Annotated in this window: 24 protein-coding genes; 11 read left to right on the plus strand and 13 right to left on the minus strand. The window is 68.6% G+C overall.

The features are described from left to right. Positions 1-2 precede the first annotated feature (2 nt). A complete protein-coding gene (locus tag CKW34_RS11570) occupies positions 3-296 on the minus strand; it encodes a type II toxin-antitoxin system Phd/YefM family antitoxin (protein ID WP_231921885.1) in 294 nt (97 codons plus the stop codon). Continuing rightward, complete coding sequence (locus CKW34_RS11575; RefSeq protein WP_231921887.1) at positions 268-1,068, minus strand: pyridoxamine 5'-phosphate oxidase family protein; 801 nt, start codon at positions 1,066-1,068, stop codon at positions 268-270. The genes CKW34_RS11570 and CKW34_RS11575 overlap by 29 nt, the downstream gene beginning before the upstream one ends. A 146-nt stretch (positions 1,069-1,214) precedes the next feature. Here CKW34_RS11575 and CKW34_RS11580 point away from each other — a divergent pair, with 146 nt between their 5' ends. Both CKW34_RS11580 and CKW34_RS11585 read left to right on the plus strand, forming a co-directional pair. After that, entirely contained in the window at positions 1,215-2,483 is a 1,269-nt protein-coding gene (locus CKW34_RS11580; protein ID WP_064059930.1) for an NAD(P)/FAD-dependent oxidoreductase, read from the plus strand. Positions 2,484-2,535: 52 nt separating this feature from the next. Further along, the gene (locus CKW34_RS11585; RefSeq protein ID WP_059383549.1) at positions 2,536-2,931 is read left to right on the plus strand and encodes a tautomerase family protein; all 396 of its coding nucleotides are present in this window, start codon (positions 2,536-2,538) and stop codon (positions 2,929-2,931) included. Positions 2,932-2,940: 9 nt separating this feature from the next. On the opposite strand, the gene CKW34_RS11590 is transcribed toward CKW34_RS11585, so the two are convergent. From CKW34_RS11590 to CKW34_RS11605, 4 genes are all read right to left on the minus strand, one after another. Further along, complete coding sequence (locus tag CKW34_RS11590; protein ID WP_059383548.1) at positions 2,941-4,089, minus strand: glycoside hydrolase 5 family protein; 1,149 nt, start codon at positions 4,087-4,089, stop codon at positions 2,941-2,943. A gap of 76 nt (positions 4,090-4,165) precedes the next feature. Beyond that, positions 4,166-8,320 carry a TIGR02680 family protein gene (locus CKW34_RS11595; protein ID WP_059383547.1) on the minus strand — a complete coding sequence of 1,385 codons (4,155 nt, stop codon included), beginning with the start codon at positions 8,318-8,320 and terminating at the stop codon, positions 4,166-4,168. Next, positions 8,317-9,711 carry a TIGR02678 family protein gene (locus CKW34_RS11600; protein ID WP_059383546.1) on the minus strand — a complete coding sequence of 465 codons (1,395 nt, stop codon included), beginning with the start codon at positions 9,709-9,711 and terminating at the stop codon, positions 8,317-8,319. The genes CKW34_RS11595 and CKW34_RS11600 overlap by 4 nt, the downstream gene beginning before the upstream one ends. Then, the gene (locus CKW34_RS11605) at positions 9,708-11,198 is read right to left on the minus strand and encodes a TIGR02677 family protein (protein ID WP_059383545.1); all 1,491 of its coding nucleotides are present in this window, start codon (positions 11,196-11,198) and stop codon (positions 9,708-9,710) included. The genes CKW34_RS11600 and CKW34_RS11605 overlap by 4 nt, the downstream gene beginning before the upstream one ends. A gap of 219 nt (positions 11,199-11,417) precedes the next feature. Between CKW34_RS11605 and CKW34_RS11610 the strand changes: the two genes are divergently transcribed. Continuing rightward, positions 11,418-12,746 (plus strand): PucR family transcriptional regulator, encoded by a 1,329-nt coding sequence (locus tag CKW34_RS11610; RefSeq protein ID WP_059383544.1) that lies wholly within the window; start codon positions 11,418-11,420, stop codon positions 12,744-12,746. A gap of 7 nt (positions 12,747-12,753) precedes the next feature. On the opposite strand, the gene CKW34_RS11615 is transcribed toward CKW34_RS11610, so the two are convergent. Then, positions 12,754-13,776 carry an alpha/beta hydrolase gene (locus CKW34_RS11615; protein ID WP_231921889.1) on the minus strand — a complete coding sequence of 341 codons (1,023 nt, stop codon included), beginning with the start codon at positions 13,774-13,776 and terminating at the stop codon, positions 12,754-12,756. Between the two features lie 522 nt (positions 13,777-14,298). Between CKW34_RS11615 and CKW34_RS11620 the strand changes: the two genes are divergently transcribed. After that, positions 14,299-14,652 carry a Zn-ribbon domain-containing OB-fold protein gene (locus CKW34_RS11620; RefSeq protein WP_059383543.1) on the plus strand — a complete coding sequence of 118 codons (354 nt, stop codon included), beginning with the start codon at positions 14,299-14,301 and terminating at the stop codon, positions 14,650-14,652. Positions 14,653-14,662: 10 nt separating this feature from the next. Here the strand turns inward: CKW34_RS11620 and CKW34_RS11625 are convergent, their stop codons facing one another. After that, complete coding sequence (locus CKW34_RS11625; protein ID WP_059383542.1) at positions 14,663-15,073, minus strand: RidA family protein; 411 nt, start codon at positions 15,071-15,073, stop codon at positions 14,663-14,665. Positions 15,074-15,153: 80 nt separating this feature from the next. Here CKW34_RS11625 and CKW34_RS11630 point away from each other — a divergent pair, with 80 nt between their 5' ends. Next, positions 15,154-15,525 (plus strand): winged helix-turn-helix transcriptional regulator, encoded by a 372-nt coding sequence (locus CKW34_RS11630; RefSeq protein ID WP_016692746.1) that lies wholly within the window; start codon positions 15,154-15,156, stop codon positions 15,523-15,525. A 5-nt stretch (positions 15,526-15,530) separates the two neighbouring features. Here the strand turns inward: CKW34_RS11630 and CKW34_RS11635 are convergent, their stop codons facing one another. From CKW34_RS11635 to CKW34_RS11655, 5 genes are all read right to left on the minus strand, one after another. Further along, positions 15,531-15,827 (minus strand): nucleotidyltransferase family protein, encoded by a 297-nt coding sequence (locus CKW34_RS11635; RefSeq protein WP_080968346.1) that lies wholly within the window; start codon positions 15,825-15,827, stop codon positions 15,531-15,533. Continuing rightward, on the minus strand, positions 15,791-16,054 hold the full coding sequence (locus CKW34_RS11640) for a GlsB/YeaQ/YmgE family stress response membrane protein (RefSeq protein WP_059383541.1): 264 nt from the start codon (positions 16,052-16,054) through the stop codon (positions 15,791-15,793). The genes CKW34_RS11635 and CKW34_RS11640 overlap by 37 nt, the downstream gene beginning before the upstream one ends. A 107-nt stretch (positions 16,055-16,161) precedes the next feature. Further along, complete coding sequence (locus tag CKW34_RS24845; protein ID WP_331717192.1) at positions 16,162-16,536, minus strand: WhiB family transcriptional regulator; 375 nt, start codon at positions 16,534-16,536, stop codon at positions 16,162-16,164. Positions 16,537-16,568: 32 nt separating this feature from the next. Then, a complete protein-coding gene (locus CKW34_RS11650) occupies positions 16,569-17,342 on the minus strand; it encodes an SDR family NAD(P)-dependent oxidoreductase (protein WP_059383540.1) in 774 nt (257 codons plus the stop codon). A 21-nt stretch (positions 17,343-17,363) separates the two neighbouring features. Further along, positions 17,364-18,218 (minus strand): sugar phosphate isomerase/epimerase family protein, encoded by an 855-nt coding sequence (locus tag CKW34_RS11655; protein ID WP_231921891.1) that lies wholly within the window; start codon positions 18,216-18,218, stop codon positions 17,364-17,366. A 152-nt stretch (positions 18,219-18,370) separates the two neighbouring features. Between CKW34_RS11655 and CKW34_RS11660 the strand changes: the two genes are divergently transcribed. The 6 genes from CKW34_RS11660 (at position 18,371) to CKW34_RS11685 (ending at position 24,516) form a co-directional block, all read left to right on the plus strand. Then, the gene (locus CKW34_RS11660; RefSeq protein WP_059383539.1) at positions 18,371-19,771 is read left to right on the plus strand and encodes an MFS transporter; all 1,401 of its coding nucleotides are present in this window, start codon (positions 18,371-18,373) and stop codon (positions 19,769-19,771) included. Then, positions 19,768-20,661, plus strand: coding sequence for a transketolase (locus CKW34_RS11665; RefSeq protein ID WP_059383538.1), 894 nt, complete (start codon positions 19,768-19,770; stop codon positions 20,659-20,661). The genes CKW34_RS11660 and CKW34_RS11665 overlap by 4 nt, the downstream gene beginning before the upstream one ends. After that, complete coding sequence (locus CKW34_RS11670; protein WP_016692754.1) at positions 20,658-21,647, plus strand: transketolase family protein; 990 nt, start codon at positions 20,658-20,660, stop codon at positions 21,645-21,647. The genes CKW34_RS11665 and CKW34_RS11670 overlap by 4 nt, the downstream gene beginning before the upstream one ends. Positions 21,648-21,748: 101 nt before the next feature. Then, positions 21,749-22,405, plus strand: a complete 657-nt coding sequence (locus CKW34_RS11675; RefSeq protein ID WP_016692755.1) for a GntR family transcriptional regulator — start codon at positions 21,749-21,751, stop codon at positions 22,403-22,405. Positions 22,406-22,456: 51 nt separating this feature from the next. Beyond that, positions 22,457-22,933 (plus strand): SRPBCC family protein, encoded by a 477-nt coding sequence (locus CKW34_RS11680; RefSeq protein ID WP_051033005.1) that lies wholly within the window; start codon positions 22,457-22,459, stop codon positions 22,931-22,933. Between the two features lie 113 nt (positions 22,934-23,046). Further along, positions 23,047-24,516, plus strand: a complete 1,470-nt coding sequence (locus CKW34_RS11685) for an FAD-dependent monooxygenase (RefSeq protein WP_037190433.1) — start codon at positions 23,047-23,049, stop codon at positions 24,514-24,516. Positions 24,517-24,582: the final 66 nt, after the last annotated feature.

The following is a 24,582-nucleotide window of genomic DNA, read 5'->3' on the forward strand; positions in this document are numbered from 1 at the left end:
GGTCAACGGGCGCGACGCCGTTTCTTGCGCTTCTTCTTGTTCTTCGCGCGCCGGCGAGCAGCCAGCGGCTGCCGCCGGCCCGTCGACGCGGCGGCCTCGAGCGAACGTTGCATCTCCCGGCGCAGGCTGTCCATTAGTTCGGGGGAGCGGAGCAGGAAGGTTGCCTCCTGCAGCGCCGCATAGCGGTCCTTGGAGATCAGGACGCCCGTGCCGCGTTTGCCGACGATCTCGACGGCGACGGTCTCGTCGTTGACCTCCCGGACCAGCTCACCGAGCCGCTTGCGTGCGGCTTTCACGGACACGGACGTTGATGGCACTCGCGGCGACTCCGATCTGTTCCTTCGACGCGGGCATCCTTTCATCACCGATGTCGGATTCGGGGGCGGACACGACGGAAAGCCCCTTCGATGTCACAACGGACAGCCCGTTCGATGTCACAGAAATGCGCGCACGGAGCGTGGCAACGCGGTCGAGGACCCGGTGATCGGTGACGGGATCGGATCGTCGGCGACGGTCCGCAACGGCACCACTCCCGCCCACAACGGAGTGGTCTTCACCGTCCCCGGCGTCCTCTCCCGGTCCGGCCGCCCGGACCTTTACGCTCACCTCGGTGAGCGGCACTTCCAGGACCGTGGTGGCGGCCAGTTCCTTCGGTGTCGGCGACCGGACCTCGTCCCACCGACCGGGAATCAGATGCTCCGTCACCACCTTCAATGCGTGTTCCTTCTCGCCCGGCGCGACCGGTGTGGCCACACCGAACAACACCGCACTGCGGTAGTTCATGCTGTGGTCGGAGGCCGACCGGGCGAAGACGAGCCCGTCGAGATGCGTCACCGCGACCGACACCTCGATCCCGGACCGCGCGTCGAGAAACATGCCGGCGCCGGTCGAGCCGTGCAGCAGTAACCGGTCCCCGTCGCGGCCCATCGCCATCGGCAGCACCACAGGCGATCCTTCGCGGACGAAACCCACGTGCGCGATGCGGGCCTCGTCGAGAAGCCGGTGCAGCACCGCCGGATCGTCGGTGCCGCGTTCGGGTTTGCGGGTCAGGCGCGTGCGGTCGCTCATGGCACCGATCGAAGCAGTGCCGCCGCGGCCGGTCAACCGGATTCCGAATCGAGTAGTGCGCTACTCGCGACCCTCGGCGATCGCCACCACAGACTTCGTGTACAGGCACGGAGTGCGACAGTCGACCGGACGACGGAGATGACGAGATGGACAAGATCGGGGACCATGCAATCGTTCTGGGCGCGAGCGTCGGTGGTCTGCTCGCGGCCCGTGCGCCGGCAGAGTCCTACGACGCGGTGACGGTCGTCGAACGCGACGTCCTCCCGTCCGGTGCAGAGAACCGTCGCTTCCGCGACCGTCGAGCCACCTACGTGCCGAGTCGGCCGCTGCTCGAACACCATGTCCGGCGACGCGTGCGCGCCATCCCGAACATCACCCTCCTCGACGGACACAACGTCGGCGCCCTGACGACGACACCCGACCGCCGCCGGGGCACCGGGGTCCAGGTGGGCAGCCGCGACGGTGTTCGGATCATGACGGCGGATCTGGTGGTCGACGCGATGGGACGGGGCGCCCGCACCCCGGCGGGTCTAGAGAAACTCGGCTACCGACGACCGGTCGAAGAGCACGTCGTCGTCCACGTCGTGTACCGCAGCCGGCTGCTACGACTCGCGCCGGGCACACCGATGGAGAAGATGGTGTTGATCGGTGTTGTGTCGGGACGTCCGGCGGGCATGGCGCTGTTCGGCTACAAGAACGATATGTGGCTGTTCACGGTCGCTGCGAGGGCCGGTCGCGAACCGCCACCGAGCCTGGGCGGCATGATCTTCGCCGTGGAGGCGTACGCACCCGACCACGTGGTGGCCGCGCTCCGGACCGCCGAACCCCTCGACGAGGACGACCTGTCCCGCAGGTTCTTCCGGGCCGCGAAGAAACTGATCGGTGTTGCGTGGCAGCTCGCGATCGGCTCCGACCTCGCGCTGCCCGAAGTCGAAGGACCCCGCAGCGTGCAGACGCGACTCGGCAACGCGTACGTGGCGCGGGTCCTGGCCGCGGCCGAGAACGATCCCGTGGTCGTCGACCGTTTCCTTCGGGTCAGCAGCCTGATGGATCCGCCCGGACATCTGATGCATCCCGCGCTCGTGGGCCGGGTGTGCGTGGGCAACCTGCGGCGACACCGGAGAATCGCCGGCATGCCTGCTGGGGCCGCCGATCGTCGGACGACATTCGTGCCCGCACACCGATGTCGCGGACGACGACCTCGACGATCACATGGCCCACGTCCTCGCCGGCATCGACGGCATGTTCTTCGGCCGTGTGGCCTACGAACTGCTCGCCCAGCACTGGCCCGCCACGGAACACTCGATCAGAGCGGTCGAGGCACGGCAGGCACGGCTGATGAACGCATTGCCGAACTACGTGCGCTCCCGATCCGCGACGGCGACCGATTGGGGACCGGCGCGGCGGATCGGTGACGACCTGCCCCACGAGGTTGCACAGGGGTTCTCCGACGGGTAGAAGTGTCGGATGCCCAGCACGCTCATCGAGGTTCGCACCCGCCACGACCGCGAGGTCGAGACCGGCATGATCGACGCCGTCCACGACGCGCTCGTCGCCGCCTTCCGGATTCCGGAGGCCGACAAGCACATCCGGCTCGTGGTTCATGAACCCGAACGCTTCGCGGTGCCGCCGACCCTGACATCGCCCGAGCTCTACACCCTCGTGATCGTCGACTGCTTCGCCGGGCGCAGCGTGGACGCCAAGCGGCGCCTCTACCGCGAGATCACCGAGCAGCTCGGCGCGTTCGCGATTCCTGCCGACCACGTGACCGTGATCGTGCGCGACATCCCGACCGAGAGCTGGGGGATCCGCGCCGGGCAGGCCGCGTGCGATGTGGATCTCGGATTCACCGTCGATGTGTGAGGACTGCTCTTACGGAGAGAACTGCGCGTTCGGGAGGGTGGAGGGTTCGAGGGATCCGAGGTTCTCGACCATATCCCACAACGGGTCGTCGAAGCCGATGTCGTAGGTACAGTCGGCTTCCCGCGGGTCGGGCACGAACGCCCACAACAGTGCACCTGCGGTGCCGGCGGCGCGTTGGCCCTCGATCTTTGTGGTGATGTGGTCGGCGCGGTCACCGAGCGACCCGCAGGACCCGGCGAGCTCACCGATCTCCGCCACGAGCAACGGCTTTCCGACGGCTGCGGCTTGCGCGACCCGCCGGGCGAGACCGTTCCACTGATCGCCGGGCAACAGCAGGCCGTCGGCGCCGTAGTCGTGGTACTGCACGGCATCGACATAGGGGGAGGCGCTGACGAACTGGTACTCGTCACCTTGGGTGCCGCACTGACCGCCCCCGGTGTAACCGGCCGTGATCAGGGTGTGTGGGTCGACGGCGCGCAGTTCGGCTCCGGCCGTGTCGAAGAAGGCGCGCAGCACCTGCGCGGCGCCGGGCTCGCACGACCGGGTCCACCACTGGCACGCGGCGTCGATGCACGAACTGGTCTCCGGCTCCCCGACCAGCTCCCACGCTGCGAGGGACGGGGAGTTCCGGTAACGGGCGACGGCGGTGTGCATCCAGTCCCGGTAGCTCATCACCACCCGCTCGTGACCCGGGGTGAATTCGGTCCACCCGTCGACGTACCACTGCCGGCTCTTGAAGACCTCGTCCTCGCACGCGCCGTCCTGGGGTGCCAGAACCGGCAGCAGCATCTGATCATGCGCTTCGGCTGCCGCGAAGACCGCGTCCATCGGTCCGAAGTCGAGTTGCCCGGTGAACCGGTTGACGGCCAGCGCCTGGAAGAGGTTGAAGCGGGTGAGCGAATTCGGCGGCAGCGCACCGAAATAGGCGTCGAGGTCGACCATTGCTCCGCATCCCCAGTTCGCCGACCAGTCGGTGGCGAGCTGGTAGGCGTTGAACCCGGTCGGCCACCAGGCCCGACCGTCGAGCGCGAAACCGTCCGGCGACGCGGTCACCCGTGCACCGGGCGCCGGTGCCGCCGCCGCGAGGCTCGTGCCCAGCAGCAACCCGACCACGGTCGCGGCGCCGACGATGAGTCTGGATACCCGAAGCCTCGTCATCTTCCGGATCGTAGGACCGCGACGCAGATGAGAGCCCCGATCGGGGCGGAACACGCCGCAGTGACCGTCGTCACGATCAGACGAACTCGAGCGCTCCCTCCACCGGGTGCGTGACCCGCCGGGTCCGCGGAGATCCGAGCGCGCTCTCCAGATCCGACCCGTCGTGCTCGGCGAGCAGTTCGCCACCCGACCACACCAGCAGCGTGGTGGCGACGGTGTGCTCGGCCACCGAATGTGACAGATCGTAGTGCGCACAACCCGGCACGCCGGCGTAGGTGATCCACAGGTCGAAACCGGTCATGAACAGATCGAGGTCGAATTGCACGGACAGACCGAGCAATTCGCTGCGGCCGGTGTCGTCGACGCCGGCGAAGGCCTCGTCCAGGGCGAGCAGACGCGGCGCGTGCGGGTCGGCCGAGTCGAGCATCACGTGCGCGGCAGCGAACAACGGCAGGTGCAGAGAGACGGACTGCTCGCCACCGGACAGCGCCGAATGTCGCGCCGGGGTGAGCCGGTCCTCGCTGCCGTCCGCACCGACGAGACTGAACGAGAACACCCGCCACCGGCGATAATCCAGCGTCGCGGCGAGGATCTCCGGGTACGACCGTTCCGGATGCGCGGCCCGCTCCGCGCGGATCCGCGACGCGAAATGCGCACGGATCCCCGCCAGATCCTCCGGCGCCAGCATCGACGCGTCGCGGTCGAGGAGCTTGCACACCGCGCGGGCCGGCTCGTCGAGATGGTCGGCGAGCACCCAGTGCACCCCGATGGTGTTGCCCGAGGACATGTGCCGTTGCCGCATCTCGGTGCCCATCCGGGCGATGAGGTCGCGGGCGTCGACGGTGCGCTCGTGGATCTGCTGCGCGAGACCGGTGAGCAGGGCGTCCTCGAGGATGCGCCGTTCGGAGTCGGTGAGCAGGGTTTCCTGTTCCTGCCGCGCCCGGGCGATGCGCTGCGCGAACGCCGCGACGGACGTGTAGCCCTGTTCGTCCTGAACCTGCACGACGGTGATGCCGTCGGCGGCGTCCCAGTGCAGCCGGTAGTCGCGGCCCCGGGCGAGTTCGGCGTCGAACTCCTGCAGCGCGGAGGTCAGTGCCGAGGCCGTGGACTTGCGGGTCGACTCGGAGGCCGTGACCGATTCCGTGGCGGCGTCGAGGGCCCGGAACAGTGCGAGCACCTCGGCGGGCAGCACGTCGACCGCGTCGTCGGGGGACTGCCGGATCCGATAGGCCAGCTGATCGGCGTCGAGCCACGCGGCCGCGCTGGACGGCCACACGTGCTCGCTCTCCACCCCGAGCAGGGTCAGCAGGTCGCGGCGGGCGAAGGGTGCCAGGGCGTCGGCGTCGGCGCGGGCCTCGGTGAGCGCCGACCGCAGCGTCTGCTCGGCGCCCGTGTGGGCGGCCTCGGCCTTGCCGATCCGTTCCAGCGCCGACTCGTGGGCCTTGCGTGCGGTCCGCTCGGCGGCCTTCGCCGCCTCGATCCGGCGCCGGGCCTCGTCGAGCTGGGCATCGATCCGGTCGGCGCTCGCCCCGATCGACTCGCGCAGCGTCTCGAGCTTCTGCTGCTCGTTGGCCAACGTCTCGGAGTTCTCCGCCGCGAGTTCGGCCGCGTTCTCGGCAGAAACCCGCGCCTCGTCGAGCCGAACATCGGTGTCGCGGAGTCGATCACTGCAGGTGACCTGCTCGCGCAGGGCGCGCTGCAGAGCCTGGCCCTGCGAACGGAAGTGCCGCACGGCTGCGTCGAGACTGTCGAGTTCCGTCGCGGTGAGCGGCGCCCGGTGCCGGCCGCCGGTCGACCGCAGATGCTGTTCCTTGGTGGCGACCGCAGCGATCGCCTGATCCAGGTCGCGGTCGGCGGCGGCCGCGGATTCGGATGCGGTCCGCAACGCGCCGGCGCATTCGGTGACCTTGCGCAACGCCGCGAGAACGGATCCGGTGCGCGGCAACGACTTCACGGCGTCGTCGAGAGCGGTGAGCCGGTCGCCGATCTCACGATTCTGTTCGCGCAGCGACTCCACGTCGGCGCGGCACTCGGCGATGGTGGTCTCGAGTTCGACGATGCGACGCTGCCGACGCCGGGCACGAGCGGTGGCCCCGATGAACTCGGCCTGTTCCTTGACGTGGCGACCGAACTGCACTCCCTGCCGGAACCGGCCGTGCGCATCGACCGACACCCGCGCGTCCGGACCGGGATCGGTGGCCCACGCGATCGACGACAGCACCGCGGCGACCCGTTCCTCGGGCACGGCCGTGTCGGGTTCGGGAACGAGTACATCCGCGAGCGTGGGGCCGCTCGGCCGGTGTTCGGGCGCCAACGGCACCAGCAATTGCTCCGACTCGATGTCCGGCAGGTCGCCGTCGGTGATCCATCCGTCGAGCAGGTTCGCGGCCTGCAATGCCGCTTCGATACCGGCGGCGTCCTGTGCCGACACGTCGTCGCGGAACCGGACGAGCTGCCACAGCGGGGCGCCGGCGAGATCGTCACGGTTGCCGGTGCGGGCCGGGAACACCGGGGGAGCGTCGTCGCGTTCGGCGGCGACGGCGGCGCGTTCGGTCTCGAGTTCGGTGATGCGGTTGCCGAGCGACTCGATCTCCGAGCCGCACACGCGACGCCGGAACCGCAGGTCGTCGAGCACCGGACCGGTGTGCTCGGCGAACACCGCCGCCGGGGACGGCGCATCGTCCTGACCGACGGTGCCGAAGGCGGTGTCGAGCGCTTCGAAGACCGGAGAGGACAGACCCACGGCCGCGAAGGTCTCGGCGCGATCGGACCACCACCGGCCCAGCTCGGCGGCGACCTCGCTGCGGGACAGCTCGACCATGGTCTCGGCGGCCTCCACCGCGGCCGAGGCGGTGTCGCGTTGCGCGCGGGCACGCACCGCGGCGGCCTCGGCCCGCGACCGCGCGGCGGCCGCACCGTCGAGCTGGGACAGTGCGCTGCGCACCGCGCGCACGTCGGCGTCACGTTCCTCGGCGAGCGCGTCGATCGCGGCGTTGAGCTGCTCGGTCCGTTCGATGCCATCGAGACCGGTCCACGTGATGCCGGCGTCCTCGGCGGCCGCACTCAGCCCGTCCTCGGTGCGACGACGCGCCGCCGTCGCCGTCTCCAGCGCGTCGCGGGCACTGTCGTGATCGCGGAGCCGGTCGGCCACGACGGCCTGGGCGCGGTTCGCCTGCTCGGCCTGCGCGGCGGTGGTGCGCTCGAGGTTCTTCACCGCCGAGGCGAGGTCGTCGAGTTGCTGTTTGCCCTCGTAGGCGCTGGAGCGGTGCAGTGCCTCGAGGGTGGTGCGTGCTTGTTCGTGGTCGCGTTCGGCGACCAGGAGCTGTTCCTCGGAGGCCGTGCGTGCGGCGGCGGCTTCGGTGCGGGCCTCGGCCGCCGCACGCAGCGACCGGACCGCGGTGTCCACCACACCGAGACGGGTGGCGACCTTGTCGACGGCGGTGCGGGCCTGCTGGCGGATGTACTTCGAATACACCTTGACGAACTGTTGTGCCGCGTCGTCGGCGGCCGCGAGGGATTCGAGGGTGCGCTCGACCTCCTCGATCGCGGAGAACGAGCGGGCGGCCTCGACGATGAGATCGTCGTCGAGGGGGCGAAGTCCGTCGGTCAGCGCCTGCGACAGGCCCTTCGGATCGAGGTTCTTGGCGAGCTGGGGGCGGCGCAGCGTGAGGATCAGGTTGATCAGCTGGTCGTAGCGTTGCGCGCCCAGCCCGAACATGCGCGCGTCGATCGCCGCCCGGTAGTCGACCGGACGATCGGTGATCGCGTCGGCCCCGATCTGGTCGACCAGTTGCTTGCGGGTGAGCGGCCGGTCCTCGTCGTCGAGCAGCGAGAAGTCCACTCCCACACGGCCGTCGACGACGAAATGCCAACGGGTGACCTTGTCGTTGCCGCGGGTGGCACGCATCCCGATACCGACGGTGACGGCCTCCGGGTCATCGGCGCGGCCGCGGCAGAACTCCATCCACACGTACGAGTGGGCGCTGTCCTGCCCGCGGTACAGCAGGTTCGAGCGCATGGTGCGCTCCTCGCCGGCGAACGGATTCAGGCGTCGCGGTTCGATCCGGCCGTCGAGCACGAACGGGAACAGCACCTCGAGCGCCTTGGTCTTGCCCGACCCATTCGGTCCGCGCAGCACCAGTCGTCCGTCGGCGAACGAGAACTCCTGGTCGCGGTAGTCCCACAGGTTGATGATCCCGGCACGCGTGGGGCGGAATCGGGCGCTGCTCATGAGATCTCCGTCGGGGTCGTATCGGGGGCGGGGGCTGTCGGTGGGGTGGTCTCGGGGAACAGGTCGATCTCCGGATCCCGTTCGCGCACACTGACCGTCACGCCGCGGAAGCGGGCGATGGCGGGCAGGACCAACACTCCGCCCGGTACGCGGGCCACCAGGCGCAGCCTGTCGAGCATGTCCACCGCGGCCTCGGCCAGTCCCGCGGGGTCGGCCTGCCACTGCGCGGCGAAGGTCCGGCCGTAGATGTCGACGAGACGACCGACCGTGCCCGCCAGCCACGAATCCTCGAGCAAGGGATGCTCGAGCGGGGCACGAGCGTCGTCGTCCTGCTCCTGCTCGTCGGGGATCGTAATGTCGGACGTCGCGAGAGGGGTGAACACCGTCGATCGCGGGATCGCGGAATCGACCGCCGCGACGAGGACGTCCTGCGTTTCTGCGGGCACCGGCATCCGTGGCGGGACAGGGGCGTCGGGATCGAGGACGCGATCGCACATCTCCCCGGCCAGCAGCAGCGCGACCTGCGCGACCGTCCCCGTGTTCGGGAACCGCATATCCGACAACCGTCCCGAGGTGTCCACCAGCGCAACGCCTTCGGCGCGACGCTCACAGACCAGGCCGGTGAGCAGCTCCACCTCGTCGGTGGTGCGCGGCAACGCCAACTGCAGCGCTTCGTCGTTGTCGAGATCGTCCGCGTACACCACGGGACGCTGCACCAGTGCGCGTCGAACCCGCCTCCGGACCTCCGCCGTATCCGAGTGCGGGGCACCGGCATTGCCGAGCAGACCGCGCACCGATTCGAGGTGCTGCAACGCCCGCGGTGGCCGGAACAGGGCGTGCACGACCGCGCGGTCGACGTCGTAGAGCGCCTCACCGCTGTCGGGATCGCTCGCCCACCTGCCGGCGTCACCGTCAGCGAGGGTGATCGCGCCGCGCACGCCGAGCCAGGTCACGGCATCGACGAAGGCATCGCGGTCGGCGGCACGTTCGGTGTCGAGCTCGACACCGTCCACCCGGCTCGCCTCGGAGGCGACGTGCTCGGCGAGTTCGGACAGCGTGATCTGCCCGGCGCCGCGACCGAGCGCCGCGATCGCCAACGCGAGATAGGCATAGCGGCGCCGGTCGAACGGCCGGCCGGTGTGCGTCGACGTGCCCGCCCCCGCGTCGAGGCGATCGGCGACGGTGAACAGCCGCGCGGTGGTCTCGGTGACCTCGAGCCGGTACCCGAAGGTGGCGAGCAGATCCTCGCGCAGCTCGGTGGTCCAGCGGCGCACCGTCGCCAGCGCCGACCGGTCGGGAAAGGTCGCGGTGACGAGATGGTGGGCGAGCACCAGTCGCGCGGCGCGCTGATACGAATCCAGCTCGATGGACGGAATCGAACGCGCCCTCATCGAACCTCCACCGACAGACCGTCGAGATACAGGCGCCCGCGCGCGGTGTGCACCACCGTCGACTCGCCGCTCGGTCGGAGGGTGAGCTTGACGCCGTTCTGCGTACCGGAGGAGGCATCGTCGCTGCGCACCCGCCCGCTCACGGGCACCCGGGCCGACAGTGCGGCGTCGAGCAGGCTCAACAGCACCTCCGCTTCCGGTTCGCTCAGCTTCCGTTCGCGCACACCTCCGGCGGCGAGGGAGCGCGCCGCTTCGGCCCGGCGACGCTGCTTCTCGAGCTGCGCCTCGCGCAGCCGCCGTACCCCGGCGTCGTTGCGCTGGATCCGCCCCGGCGCTCCCGCTGCGGGGCGCCGGCCGGTCTCGGCGAGGGTGCGGGCGATCTCCACGGGAGGCGCTTCCCACCACGACCGGGTGACCGGCACGATGTCGGCATCGGGATGGGCGACGGAGAAGTGTCGGGGCCGGCCCAGGTCGAACACCGCATCGAACAGCGCGTGCGCGGCCTCCTCGGACGGCGCGGCAGCGAACCAGCCCGCGAGATGCCGCAACTGCGACTCGCGGCTGACACCCCCACGACGCTGCTCGGTGAGCCGGCGCAGCAGCCCGAGCACCGCGGAGATCGCGTTGATGGTCGCGCCGCGCAGGCGTTCGGATTCGCTCGGTTCGGAACCCACACCGACGAACCAATGTTCGATGCCCCACCAGCGCTGCGCCCAGTCCGCTTCGCGTTCCTCGAACGAGAGCAGCACCCGCTCGTCGTGCCGGGCCGCCGCCGCGGTGAGCTTCTGGACTCCGGTGGCCTGCACCCGGTCGAGCGCCGCGGAGAGCTTCGGGGCGTAACGGGCCAGGTCGGTGCTGAACTCGCGCATGTGGGTGAGCAGCGCGTCCTTGTGGGCGAGAAAGGTCTCCGGGGTGACCTCGGTGGTGCGCACCAGCTCGCCGAGGACGAGATAGAAACGGGCGGCGCGCTCGGCCATGTCCGACAACGTCGCGTCGAGGCGGCTCAACTTCCGGTAGACCAGCTCGCCGTCGCCGGCGGCGTTCGCGTCGGCGAGATCGTTCAGGTCGGCGAGCAGATCGGGAAGGGCCAGACGCGACAGCGAGACGTCCTCCCCGCGGGAGGACAGCACGTCCTCCACGGCGCGGAACACCCGGTAGCCCGCCTGCCCGAACTGATAGACGTAGTGACGGTTGCGGTACTCGGCGAGCGTCGCCGCCCGGGACCCGTCGTAGCTGCGTTCGAGCACACCCCACGCGTGCAGCTGCTCGAGCAGCGCCGGGATCTCGGAGGAATCGGGCACGTCGTCGCCGCTCGCCCCGGGCAGCCGGGTGAGGACGTTCTCGACGTCGCCGGCGTGCAACAGCACCGAGTAGTTGCCGCGCGCATGATCGAATGCGCGCAGAACCCACAGGTAGTGCACCCTTTTCTCGGCCGTCGCGAACGAGAACAGGCGCAGGCGGTCGTCCCGCACCAACGCGTCCTCCATCGCGCCGAACCGTGCTCGGCCTGATTCACTCACCGTGACAGGTTAGGCGGCGCAACCGACGGGTCCGGACAACACCCGGCGTGAGTGTCGGCACGATCGTTGCCCGATGGACGCCCCGATCCGCGGTGGCGGCCCGCCCCGAGCCGTTACGGTCGAGGCGGTGCGCTCGGCAAGGGCAGTGCACCCGCACAGACGCCGTAGCCTCCGGAATCGGACACGATGAATCCTCACGAGATCGGACAGGACACCCACAGAGTGGGCGATCCCGGACCCGCCACGCGTGCACTGATCGAGGCGGTCGCCGACCTGTCGACGACGCGGCACGCCGAGATCACGCAGTACATGACCGAGCGGATCTCGTCCGAGATCGAGGCGATGTCCACCGACCGCCACACCCGCCGCTCGCTCGCCCAGGCCGCGGAGGAGGGCGTCGCAGCCATCACCCGGTTCCTGCGGGACGACCTTGCCGAGATCGAGATCCCCGCGGCGTCCTATTCACTGGTGCGCATGCTGGCCCGGCAGGGATTCCCGGTCTCGGTGGTCGACCGCAGCAACCGGCTCGCGCAGGACAGCATCATGCGCTGGTGCCTCGAGGTGCTGGCGGGACTCAGCGACGACGCCGCGGCAGTGATGCAGGCGGGCGTGGAGATCCTGATGAAACTCTCCGCCGGGATCGACGGGGTGTCGCAGAAGTTGCTCGGGGTCTACGAGGCCGAGCGCGACACCTGGCTGCTCAACCGCAACGCCTCCCGGACCGCCCGCATCCAGGACATCCTGGCCGGACGACCGATCGAGGTGGGGGACGCCGAGCGCACCCTCGGCTACCGGCTGGGCCAGCACCACCTCGGGGTGATCGTCTGGACGGACGACATCGAAGTGGTCGGCGGGGACCGGTCCGGCACCGAATGGAACGGCCTCGAGCAGGCAGTGACGGCCTTGGCCGAACATCTCGGGCGGGGAGGTCGGGTGCTGTTCGAGCAGTTCGACGAGTACACCGCCTGGGCATGGATCCCGCTCGGCACGGTCGATCGCATCGACCCGAGCGGACTGTCCGGGATCGTCGCGGCATGGCAGCGACCCGTCGGTGTCGCCGTCGGCGCGCCGCAGGAGGGGATCGACGGTTTCGTCCGCACCCATCGGCAGGCGGCGCAGGCGCGGGAGGTGGCTCTGACATCGGCTCTGCCGGGTCCGCGTCTCGTCTCGATCGACGAGGTCGGCGCGGTCGCGTTGATGTGCACGAATCTCGAGTGGGCCCGCGGCTGGGTGGGGGATGTGCTCGGCCGGCTCGCCGCCGACGATCCCGCTGCCGCGCAACTGCGGCACACGCTGCGGGAATTCCTTTCCAGCGGAGGGAGTTTCGTCGCCACCGCGGAAAAGCTCCATCTGCACCGGAATTCGGTCGCCTACCGGATCAGCAAGGCGGAGGAGCAGATCGGGCACAGTGTCCGCGAGTGTCGGCTCGACCTCGAGAACGCGCTGGCGCTGTGCCACTGGCTCGGCGCCGCCGTGCTCGCGCCCGATTCGGCAGGTCCACCTTCGCCCGGGTGACGGCCCGTTATCGGGAGCCGGGCACGGCGCTGCGAACGAACCGTCCGATCTCGCCGATCGCGCGGACTCCTTCGGGTAGCAGATCCGCGGCGGCCTGGAAGACGTGCACCTGCCGGTCCCAGACCTGCAGCTCGCACGCGATACCGGCGTCGGCGAGGCGGTCGGCCATCGACTCCGCGTCCACCAGGAACAATTCGTGCGAGCCGACCTGGATGAGCGTGGGCGGCATGCCCGACAGATCCGCGTCGGCGGGGCAGATCCGTCCCGACTCCTGGCGATGTCCTGCAAGGCCGGCCAGCGCCTCGAGTGCGTTGCCGGGCAGCAGCGCGCAGTGTGCGGCGTTGGAGTGGCCGAGTTTGCGGGCCGGATCCAGTTCGGTGAGCGGGGACAGGGCAACGATCGCTCCCGGCACCGGGATGCCCCGGTCGCGCAACGCCAACGACACCATGAAGGCCAGATAGCCGCCGGCGGAATCACCGGCGATCACGACCTGCTCGGGTCGGTAACCGGCGGCGAGCAGGAAGAGGTAGCCCTCGACACCGTCGTCTACGGCGTCGTCGATCGAGTGCTCGGGCAGCATCCGGTAGTCGACCATGAGCACGGGGGTGCGGCCGGCATCGGAGATCCGCGAGACGAGGCGGAGGTGGCTGCGCATCCCGCCGCACAGGAAGCCGCCGCCGTGCAGGTAGAGCATCACGCGATCGAATCCCGTCCGCGGGCCTTCCACCCAGGAACCTGTGCAGTTCGGCAACCGGACGGGAGCGCACACCGTCCCGTCGATCGCCGGAAGCAGCGCCCCGGCGGCGTCCAGCAGACCCGTCGGCCAGGGCAGCGCCGTCGAGCGGCTCCACAGCCCGAGCAGCGGACGCACCGACATCCGCATCGCCTGCGCCAGTACTCTGGACTGACGGCTCGAACCCGGGAAGTCGCGCCTTCGGACCGGAGTCGAGCGATCGGGGGAGTGCGGCGGCCGAGGCGTCGGCAGATCGCGCAGAACGAGGGGTGCGCGCGCGTCGCGTGCGGTCGTCACGGGGAAGAGCTCCTCACAACCGGTGGGGTGTCTGCGACCGGTCGATCCGCGAAGGGGAGACGGTCGAACAGCGGCGAGTCGACCCGGCGAAGCGGGTGCCGCTGTCTTCCACGTTAAGGACGAACGTCCCTCGATTCACCGGTGCGTCTGCACACTGTTTCGGTTGTGGTTCGGGCTGAGCGCACAGTGTCCGAGGGTGGCACCGGGTGCCGGTGCGAGCTGGATCACGTCTGATCGGGGCAGATCTGCAGGTCAGGAGCTTGTTTCGGGCACTTGTCCAAGTGGCATTCGGTGGCCCGCACGGCCCGAACGGCCCGGTCGACCGACCCGGCATTGTGCGCTGCGACCAGCGAACCCCCACGATCTGTGTGCTCGCGTACCGATGGAAAAGGTCCCGGGTCGACCTACCTTCGAATAGGGGGCCGATGATCGGAGCCACGTCATCGGCCCGTCGGGGGTCCGCCCCCTTCTACGACGGATCGCTTCGTGGCTCGGACATTCTCCGTTGACGGAAGGACCGCGATGGCGCCCCACGCGACGCAGAACTGCATGACGATCCTGCGCTGCGGAAGCTGCACGACACTTCACGCTCCCGAGACAGCGCGCTGCTCCTCCTGCGGCGGCGCGAACCTCGAGTCCGCCCACTGCTCCGGCACCGGCTCGATCGTGTCCTGGAAGGTCGTCGAACCGCTCGACGTCGGCGCGCAGGACGACAGCGCGGTCACCCTCGCGATCGTCGAACTCGACGACGGGCCGTGGCTCTACTCGAAGATCGAAGGATCGTTCCCGGACTGCGCCGAGGCTCGGGTACGGGTCGCGTTCCGGTCCACTGCGTGCGACGACGGATTTCCCGTCTTCGGGGTCTGCGCGGCCTGATCTACGACGCTCATCCCTCGAGAACTGCGGTGGCTTCGATCTCCACGAGCACGGCGGGTTCATAGAGCGCCGCGACACCGATCAGCGATGCCGGTGGCATCGGATCGGGCAGATCGATCTCCTGCGCGACGGCCTGCACACCGGCCGTGAACTGTCCGATCTTCCCGGGATGCCAGTCGGTGACGTAGAACGTCAGGCGCACGACATCGCGGAAGGTCGCACCGGCTCCGTCCAAGCCTCGTGCGATGTTGCGCAGCGCTTGGGTCACCTGACCGGCCAGCTCGGTAGGAATCGGTGAGCCGTCCGGCATGTGTGCGACCTGTCCGGCGAGATGGACCTGTCGCGTGCCGGTGGAGACTGCGACGTGGTGGTAGGGAGCGTTCGGCAGCGTGCCTTCGGGGCTGAACAGGGTGACGGACACGGAATTCTCCTGGGGTCGGAACCAAGTGGTATCCGATTTATACTTGGTGTCCGAAAGTCACTTCAACGAAACCAGGTTTCATGTCGGATACCGCTGACCACGATCTGCTCGCCGTCGCCGCCCACCGGGAACTGTTGGGGCAGATCCTCGACAAGTGGTCCCTGAGCGTGCTCACCGAACTGTGCGAGGCTCCGCGCCGCTTCAACGAGCTGCGGCGCGCCGTTCCCGAGGTCACGCAGAAATCCCTGACTACCACGCTGCGCAGACTCGAACGCAATGGAATCGTCGAACGCCGGGTGGTGAACACCCGTCCTGTCGCGGTCGAATACCGCATCACGCCACTGGGGAAGACGGTGCGCGAACCGATCGACGCCCTGCTGCTGTGGGCGTCGACGAATCTTCCTCGCATCGAGGAAGCGCGACGCAGATTCGACGAGGAGCCCGACGAATGAGCGTGTCAGCCCTCGGGCCACGGAACGACGATCGATCGAGGCCGTTCTGCCTGCCACCGGCGGGCTTTCGCTTCGTACACCTCGCGAGGCGCCAGCACCGGATTCGGGCGGAGCACCATCCCGAACAAGTCGTCGAAACCGTGCGGAGCGAAGACCCGTAGCCCTGATCCGGGATCGCGGGCGATGCCGAAACAACACGTTGTGGATGCGAAATGGTCGATGGCCGCGTAGCTCAGGTCGGCGTCGTCGAAGTAGAAGAGGTCGTCTACGCCTGACGCGACCGCGACTTCCAGGCCGACCACGCGGCGGTCACGATGATCGCGCCGGCGAGGGAACCGATGATCCCGCTGGGGCGCAGTTCGAGTCCGTCACCTGCGAGAAGGCTGATGAGCAGACCGCCGATGAACGAACCCCCGACGCCCGCGACGAACGCGAGAGTCCAGTCGATCCCGGTCCCGGACCTGCCCACGATGAGCTGTGCCGCCGCGCCGACGAGCAGCCCGAACAGAATGATTCCGATGATCAACATTGAGCGAGTATAAGCCGAGATCGACACGGCGACAGTCTTTCCGCGATATGAATGGAGCGGCGAACACTGCATTTCGCCAGGGGAACGGCACTCGGCGGGAATTCACCCTACAGATTCATCCCGAGGACGTGAGTCGTCCGATCACGGTCTCCGGTCGGTCTTCTCCCGCGGCGATCCGATTCGGAGGTGCCGCCCCAGATCCCGTGACGTTCGCGGGTTTCCAGAGCGTAGTCGCGGCAGGGGATGCGGACGGGACACGATGTGCAGATCTGTTTCGCCGTCCGCTCACGGCGCTGCCGCACCCCGCGCGATTCGTCGTCCGACGGGAAGAAGATCGAGGATCGACGAGACGGCAGTCGGCGCGCGACTGCCACGGCTGCAGTTCCGCGTCCGGGCTGCCGAATGGGGCGAAGAAAGGCGTTGTTGTCATGGTTCTCGTCCGGCGACCGAAGTGAAAACGGTGCCGTCCGGTGTCCGACCACGACGGTGCATGAGCGGACACCGGACGGGGTGGTCAGTGCATGTGGCTGCCGCCGTTGATGTCGACGGTCGTGCCGGTCAGGTAGGCCGCGTCCTCCGACGACAGGAACGTGATGACCGAGGCCACCTCACGGGTGGTGGCGGTGCGTCCGAGCGGAACGTCGCGGCAGATGGCGGCCTCCTGCTCCGGAGTGCTGCCGACGCGGATGCTGGTGTCGACCGCGCCGGGGGTGACGGCGTTGACGGTGACGCCGCTGTCGCCGAGCTCCCGGGCGAGCGACTTGGTGAACCCGAGGACGGCGGCCTTCGCCGACGAGTAGGGGACCTTGCCGAAGACACCGCCGCCACGCTGGGCGGAGACCGACGACATGTTCACGATGCGTCCCCATCCGTTCTCGATCATGCCCGGCAGGAATGCCCGGGTGACGAGGTAGGTGCCGGTGGCGTTGACGGCCATCACCTTGTTCCACAGTTCGAGGCTCGTCTCGAGGAACGGCACCGGCGAGGTGATGCCGGCGATGTTCGCGACAGCTCCGACGGGCGGGAGGTTGTCCGCGGCGACTTCCGCGGCGACGGCATCGTGCGCTGCCTGCACCGACGCCTCGTCGGCCACGTCGATCTCGTGTCCGAAGGACGGGACGGAGTATTCGCTGCCGATCTCGGCGGCGACCTTGGCGGATTTCTCACCGTCCAGATCGAGGACGACGACGGCCCAGCCGTCCTCCGCGTAGCGGCGGGCGGTGGCGAGGCCGATGCCGCGCTCGGAGGTGGCTCCGGTGACGACTGCGGTGCGTCGGATCGAGGACATCGGTTTCTCCTTGAGGTTGGTTCAGGGGATGAGAGTGGTGACGAATCGAGCTGCCCGAGAGGCGCTTTCGGGTCGCTCGGGGTCGGTGATGTCGCGGGTCTCGAGTTCGAGGGCGAAGTGCCCGGTGTACCCGCGGGCGTCGAGGGCGGCGAGGCCGCCGGCGAAGTCGGCGTGCCCGTTGCCGATGCTGAGGTTGATGTTTCCGGGCACTGCGTCCCGGAGGTGGACGTGCGTGATGCGCGAGGCGAACAGGTCGACGAAATCGACGGGATCTCCGCCCGACGCGACGATGTGGCTGAAGTCCATCACCACGCCGATTCCGGGGGGCAGTCGTGCTGTCAGCCGGGCAGCGCGAGCGATGTCGCAGCACAGTCGGTGGACGTGGAGGGATTCGGTCCACAGGCCCACCCCGAAGTCCCGGGCTCGGACGTGTGCGCGCTCGAGTTGTGCCGCGACGGTGTCGAGGTCTTCGTCGAGGGACCGTATCGGCCGGTCGTCGAGGTGCCCGCACGGCAGCACCAGGGAGCGCGCCCCGATGCGGGAGGTGAGGGTCAGCAACCGGTCGAGATGGTGCTCCCGCCGTTTCTGTTCTTCGGAGGTCAACGGCGCGTCGAGGTCGCCGATGTCGCCGTTGACGCTACGGACGCGCAGGCCCGAGATTGCCACCTCGTCGACGACACGGTCGACGGCGTCCGCGTCGAGCACGAACGGAACGTGATCGCAGACTCCGGGTAGGGCGCCGAGATCGATCTCGGTGAAGCCCAGGCCGGCGATGGTTCGTAGCGCTGTGGGCAGGTCTAGGTGGCGGAAGCTGATCGTCGAGCAGCCGAGCCGATCGGGGAACACGAGAACCTCCTGGAAGGTGATGGGGACCACGCTAACCGTGCCGACTGTCAACAGTCAACCGTTGCCTACTGACAGTTGACAGGGTGGGGTGTCCGCGCTCACACTGAGTTCACTGTTGACAGTCGACATCTTCTTTCCCCGTCGCACCAGCGGCCGTATCCTCGGTCCGCAAGGAGAAATTCATGAGCACAGAAGCGCTCGAGATGCGAGGTCCCGTCGAGGGCACCAAGGACGCCAAACGCGTCGCGATCGGTTCCTCTGTCGGCGCCGTCATCGAGACCTACGACTTCATCGGCTTCGGCACCGCTGCAGCGTTGTATTTCGGGACAGCCTTCTTCCCCAGCGGTGATCCCGTCATCGGCACTCTCGCCGCCTTCGCCACCCTCGGCGTCGGATTCGCTGCACGACCTCTCGGGGGGATCCTCGGTGGTCACCTCGGAGACAAGGTGGGGCGCAAGCCGGTCCTCGTCGCCTCACTGATCGTCATGGGGCTGGCCACCTTCGCCATCGGCCTGCTTCCGACCTACGGCCAGGTCGGTCTCGTCGCACCGGCGCTGCTGGTGACCGTCCGCATCATCCAGGGACTCGCCTTCGGCGCAGAGTGGGGCGGAGCGATCCTGATGAGTTACGAACACGCGCCGTGGAAATCGAAGGGCCGCTATACCGGCATCGTCCAAGCGGGATTCCCCGTCGGGCTGCTGTTGGCCAACCTCGTATTCCTGTTCAGCGTCCACCTCGGTGGCGACTGGGCGTGGCGGGTGCCGTTCCTCGCGAGCATCGTCCTCGTCGTCGTCGGGCTGATCATCCGGTCCAAGGTGCCCGAGTCCCCGGTCTTCGAGGACGTCAAGGACAGTGGCGAAATCGCTGCCTCCCCGATCCTGGACTCCGTCAAGAAGGACTGGCGCGACATCCTCCGCGGCATCGGCCTGCGCGTGGCCGAAACCGCCGGCTACGCCGTCTCGATCACCTACATGATCTCCTACCTGCACGAGAACGACCTCGCCGGGAAATCGGAAACCCTGTTGGCGCTGTGTGTGGCCTCGGCGATCGGCATCTTCGCCACGATCGGCTGGGCGAGTCTGACCGACCGTATCGGCCGTCGCCCGGTGTATCTCGGAGTCTGCGCGTTCGCCGCCCTCTTCGGGGTCCCGATGTTCCTCCTGGTCAACACCGGCACGTTCGTGCTGATCCTCGCCACCGTCGTGATCGCCTACGCCGTCTGCCAGAACGCCCTTGCCGGAGCGCAGGGTGCCTGGTTCCCCGAACTGTTCCAAGCAGCGCGCCGCGCCTCGGGCGCATCGCTGGCCTACCAGATCTCGGCGATGGTCTCCGGGTTCACCCCGTTCATCACCGCGCTGCTCTACTTCGCCTTCGGCTGGATCGGCCCGGCCCTGCTCTTCAGCTTCTACGGCCTCGTCGGTCTCGTCTGCGCCCTCGTCACCCGTGAGACCTGGGGACGGACCGAGCGTCGTCTCGCCGATCAGGCCGGCCGGTCGAACTCACACCCTTCCGATAGCCCCGGCGGCCCCCTGTCCGGTGGGACCGCCGCGGCATCGAGCACCAAGGAAAAGGAACTTCTGTGACCACCACAGCGCATCCCCGTCCCGACGTCGCTCTGCCTCGGAACGAGCGACTCGCCGCCATCGACGAATTCGCCTATCGCCTCCGGCACAACGTGATCGACATGGGCCAGGAACAAGGTCAGGGCTACGTCGGCCAGGCGCTCGGCGCCGCGGACATCCTCGCCACCGTCTACGGAGACCATCTGCGCTTCCGCGCCGACGACCCGCACTGGGACGGCCGCGACCGGTTCCTCCTGTCGACCGGCCACTATGCCATCGGCCTGTACGCGGCGCTCGCGGAAGCGGGGATCATCTCCCGCGACGAGTTGCTCACCTACGGCTCGGACGACTCGCGCCTGCCGATGTCGGGCATGTCGACCTATACCCCCGGTATGGAGATCTCCGGCGGCTCGCTCGGCCACGGCCTTCCGATCGCCGTCGGCATGGCACTGGGTCTGCGTCACCAGGGTTCGCCGGCACGGATCTTCAACTTCCTGTCCGATGGCGAACTCGACGAAGGGTCGACCTGGGAAGCGGCCATGAGCGCGCACCACCACCGACTCGGCAACCTCATCGCGATGGTCGACATCAACGCACTGCAGGCCGACGGTGCCACCAGCGGAGTGCTGAGCACGGAACCGGTCCACGACAAGTGGACGGCCTGCGGGTGGCGCACCTACCGGGTCGACGGCAACGACACCGGTGCGCTGCTCGACGCCTTCGATGCGGCCATCGCCGAGGCCGCCCCGGCCGGATCCCCGGCGATCGTCCTGTGCGACACCCGTGTAGGCAAGGGCGTTCCGTTGCTCGAAACCCGCGAGAAGGCGCACTTCATGCGCATCGACGAAGACGAATGGCAGATCTGCCGCGACCAGCTGACCGCCGGCCACAACCGCGAGGACGTCCGATGACCACCACCGCCCCCAAGCTCAAGACCTCGGCGATGATCGCCTCCTTCGTCGATCCGGGTCAGCGGACCACCGCCGCACCGTTCGGCCACGCGCTGGTCGCGGCTGCCCAGGAGGACGACCGGATCGTCGGCCTGTCCGCGGATCTCGCGAAGTACACCGACATGCACGTCTTCGCCGAGGCGTTCCCGGACCGGTTCTTCCAGATGGGCATGGCCGAACAGCTGCTCCTCGGTGCCGCGGCGGGCATGGCCGAGACCGGCCTGATCCCGTTCGCGTCGACCTACTCGGTGTTCGCCGCGCGCCGCGCGTACGACTTCCTGTGCCTGGACATCGCCGAGCCGAATCTCAACGTCAACATCGTCGGCGGGCTTCCCGGCCTGACCACCGGATACGGCCCCAGTCACCAGGCCACCGAGGACATCGCCATCTTCCGCGGCATGCCCAACCTGACGATCGTCGATCCGTGCGACTCGATCGACATCGAACAGGCCGTGCCGCAGCTCGCCGCGAGTGACGGCCCCACCTATCTCCGCTTGCTGCGCGGCAAGGTCGCCACGGTCCTCGACGAGTACGACTACCGCTTCGAACTCGGCAAGGCGAAGGTGCTGCGCGGCGGGAACGACGTCGTCTTCGTCACCAGCGGCCTGATGACCATACGCGCGTTGCAGGCGGCGGACGTGCTGGCAACCCACCACGTGGATGTCGGGGTGGTGCACACGCCCACGATCAAACCGTTCGACGCAGCCACGGTCCTGGCGGAGATCGACACCGACCGACTGGCGGTCACCCTCGAGAACCACACCGTCGTAGGTGGGCTCTTCGAGACCGTCGCTGCCGCAGTCGTCGGGGCGGGACTGGGGAAGAGGGTCGTCCCCATCGGCCTGCCCGACCGGTTCCTCGATGCCGGCGCGCTACCCACCCTGCACGACCGGTACGGCTTGAGCACCGACCGGGTGGTCGCGCGGGTGCTCGACGAGCTCGGCTGACCGACACGCTGTACGGGTCCCGCACCGGAGCCGGTGCGGGACCCGTATCATTGTCGACAGACTGTTGTCGACAGTCGGCCGCTGACACCTGGAGGCAACTCATGGCTGCTCAACCCGCTGCGCTGCTGGGGCTCGAGAGGACCAGCCTGCGTCAGCAGGCCGTCACCGCCCTGCGCACCGCGATCACGAGCGGCGCGCTCGCCCCGAGCAGCCCCCTCGTCGAAACCGAGCTGTCCGAGATGCTCCAGATCAGCCGGGGAACCCTGCGCGAGGCGATGCGGCAGCTGCAGCAGGAAGGTCTGATCTCTGCCGGTGCCCGCGGTCGCCTCTACGTTCGGCACCTCGACGCCAAGGAGATCCGCGACATCTTCGCCGTGCGCGCGGCCCTGGAAGCGTTGGCCGTCCGCGACCTCGCGGAGCGGGACGACCGGGCCTCGGTGATCCCGGCCCTGCGCGAAGCTCTCGAGGCCATGGCGCATGCCGAGAACGACCTCGAGGCACGCATCGAGTCCGACCTGAACTTCCACCGACTGCTCTGCCGTCTGACCGGCAACGAAACGCTCATGCACTCGTGGCAGTCGCTCGAGGGATCGATCCGCATGTCCATCATGTTCGCCGGTCTGGAGAAGGCGGTCGGAAACATGGACGTCGGGCGCCACAGTGCCATCGTCGACGCCATCGAAACCGGTGACTCCGACAAGGCTGCGTCCACGGTGCGTTCGCACATGGCGTGGGCCGCAAGCAATCTCGTGTCCTGATCCGTACTCGTCAGGGTGTCGCTGCCGGTTCCGGAGGTCTCGTCGGGCAGGATGGTGGCCATGCAGACCACACCTCTGACCTTCGAGTCCTCCGTCGTCGTTTCCGCCACCCCCGACGAGGTGTACGCCCTCGTCTCCGATGTCACCCGCACCGGTGAATGGTCACCCGTCTGCGCGGAATGCTGGTGGGACGAAGGGCAGGGCCCCGAGGTCGGTTCCTTCTTCACCGGCCGGAACGTCACCCCCGAACGCACCTGGGAGACCCGCTCGGAGGTCGTCGTCGCCTCTCCGGGCCGTGAATTCGCGTGGTCGGTCGGTCCCGGCCTCGTGCGCTGGAGCTACGTCATCAAGCCCGCGGACGCCGGCACGGAACTGACGGAGACCTGGGAGTTCACCGAAGCAGGGCAGAAGTTCTTCCACGAGAAGTTCGGGGCGGAGGCACCTGCCCAGATCGCCGCGCGGGAGCAGGCCGCCCGCAGCGGAATTCCGGCGACCCTGGACGCGATCAAGCGCATCATCGAGGGCTGACCCGGGCGCTCGTCGTCCCGTCCCGTTTCCACGTTATCGCGCAGGTGGGGGCTTGTCGCAAGCCCCCACCCGGGGCTCATACTGCCCGTCCGGTGTCGTGGAGAGGGGCGGACATGCACGAGGTCGTAGTGGTCGGCTGCGGGCCGACGGGAATGATGCTGGCGGGGGAGTTGCGCCTGGCCGGCGCGGGCGTCGTCGTACTCGAACGTCGCGAATCGCAGGAACTCGCAGGGTCGCGGGGTGGCGGTATCCATGCCCGCACCATCGAACTGCTCGATCAACGAGGAATCGCCGAGCGATTCCTCGCCGAGGGGCGGACGGTGAACACCGCGACCTTCGGGGGCACCAGGCTCGACGTGGGCCGTCTGCCCACCCGCCATCCGTACACGCTCGCGTTGTTCCAGAACCACATCGAACGGCTGCTGCTGCAGTGGATCGAGGAACTCGGCGTGCCGATCCGGCGGAACATCGAGGTCGTCGGTGCCCATGCGGACGAGGACAGCGTCCGACTTCGGCTCGCATCGGGGGAGTCGGTGCAGGCTCGATACGTGGTGGGCGCCGACGGCGGTCGCAGTGTCGTGCGCCGCGAGGCCGGGATCGGATTCGAAGGGCCGGATGCGACACGCAGCAGCCTGATCGCCGAAGTGCGGGTCACCGAGGAACTCCCCACCGACGCCAAGATCGACGAACGCGGCGTCCACGGTCTGTACCCGATGGGGGAGGGCCGAGTGCGGGTCGTGGTGACCGAAGCCGAACTGGGACCTTCCACGCCGCCGACGCTCGACGACCTGCGACGAGAACTGGTCCACGTGTTCGGCACCGATTTCGGTGTGCACGATCCCACCTGGCTCTCACGGTTCACCGACGCGACCAGACAGGCGACGACCTATCGTGCGGGCCGGATCCTGCTCGCGGGCGACGCCGCACACGTGCATTCACCCACCGGCGGACTGGGTATCGGCCTAGGCATCCAGGATGCCGTCAATCTCGGCTGGAAACTCGGGCAGGTCGTGCGAGGGGACTCGGGGGAGGGCCTGCTCGACACCTACCACGCCGAACGGCACCCGGCCGGCGCGCGGGCGCTGAAATTCACGATGGCCCAATCTCTTTTCCAGAAGGCCGATCCGCGCCAGGAGGCCCTGCGCGATCTGATCGACGAGGTCCTCCGCGTCGACGACGCCGGAGCGCCGATCGCGGCGTTGATCTCCGGTCTCGACGTCGCCTATGACCTCGGTGAGGGGCACCCGCTGCTGGGACGACGTATGCCGGATCTCGACGTCATTGCCGAGGAGAAGTCGGTGCGCGTGTTCGGACTCATGCACCGGGCTCGTCCGCTTCTGTTGCAATTCGACGGCCCGCCACTCGATTCCAGGAATATTCCCGACTGCGTCGACCTCGTGCGGGTGCGCTACGACGGCGTCTGGGAGTTGCCGTTGCTCGGTGAGGTGGACGCGCCGTCGGCCGTGCTCGTGCGCCCGGACGGGCACGTGGCCTGGGTGGGGGAGGGCTCGACGGACGGTCTCGACGACGCGCTCGCGAAGTGGTGCGGCACTGCGGCCGTCCGAACAGGAACCGTTGCGTGAGCAGGGAATTCCTGACCTACACGGGTAGGCCGTATAGACCTTGCGCGCCGAACCGGGCTTCGCGCG

The organism is Rhodococcus rhodochrous, assembly GCF_900187265.1.
In the GTDB taxonomy this organism is placed as follows: domain Bacteria; phylum Actinomycetota; class Actinomycetes; order Mycobacteriales; family Mycobacteriaceae; genus Rhodococcus; species Rhodococcus rhodochrous.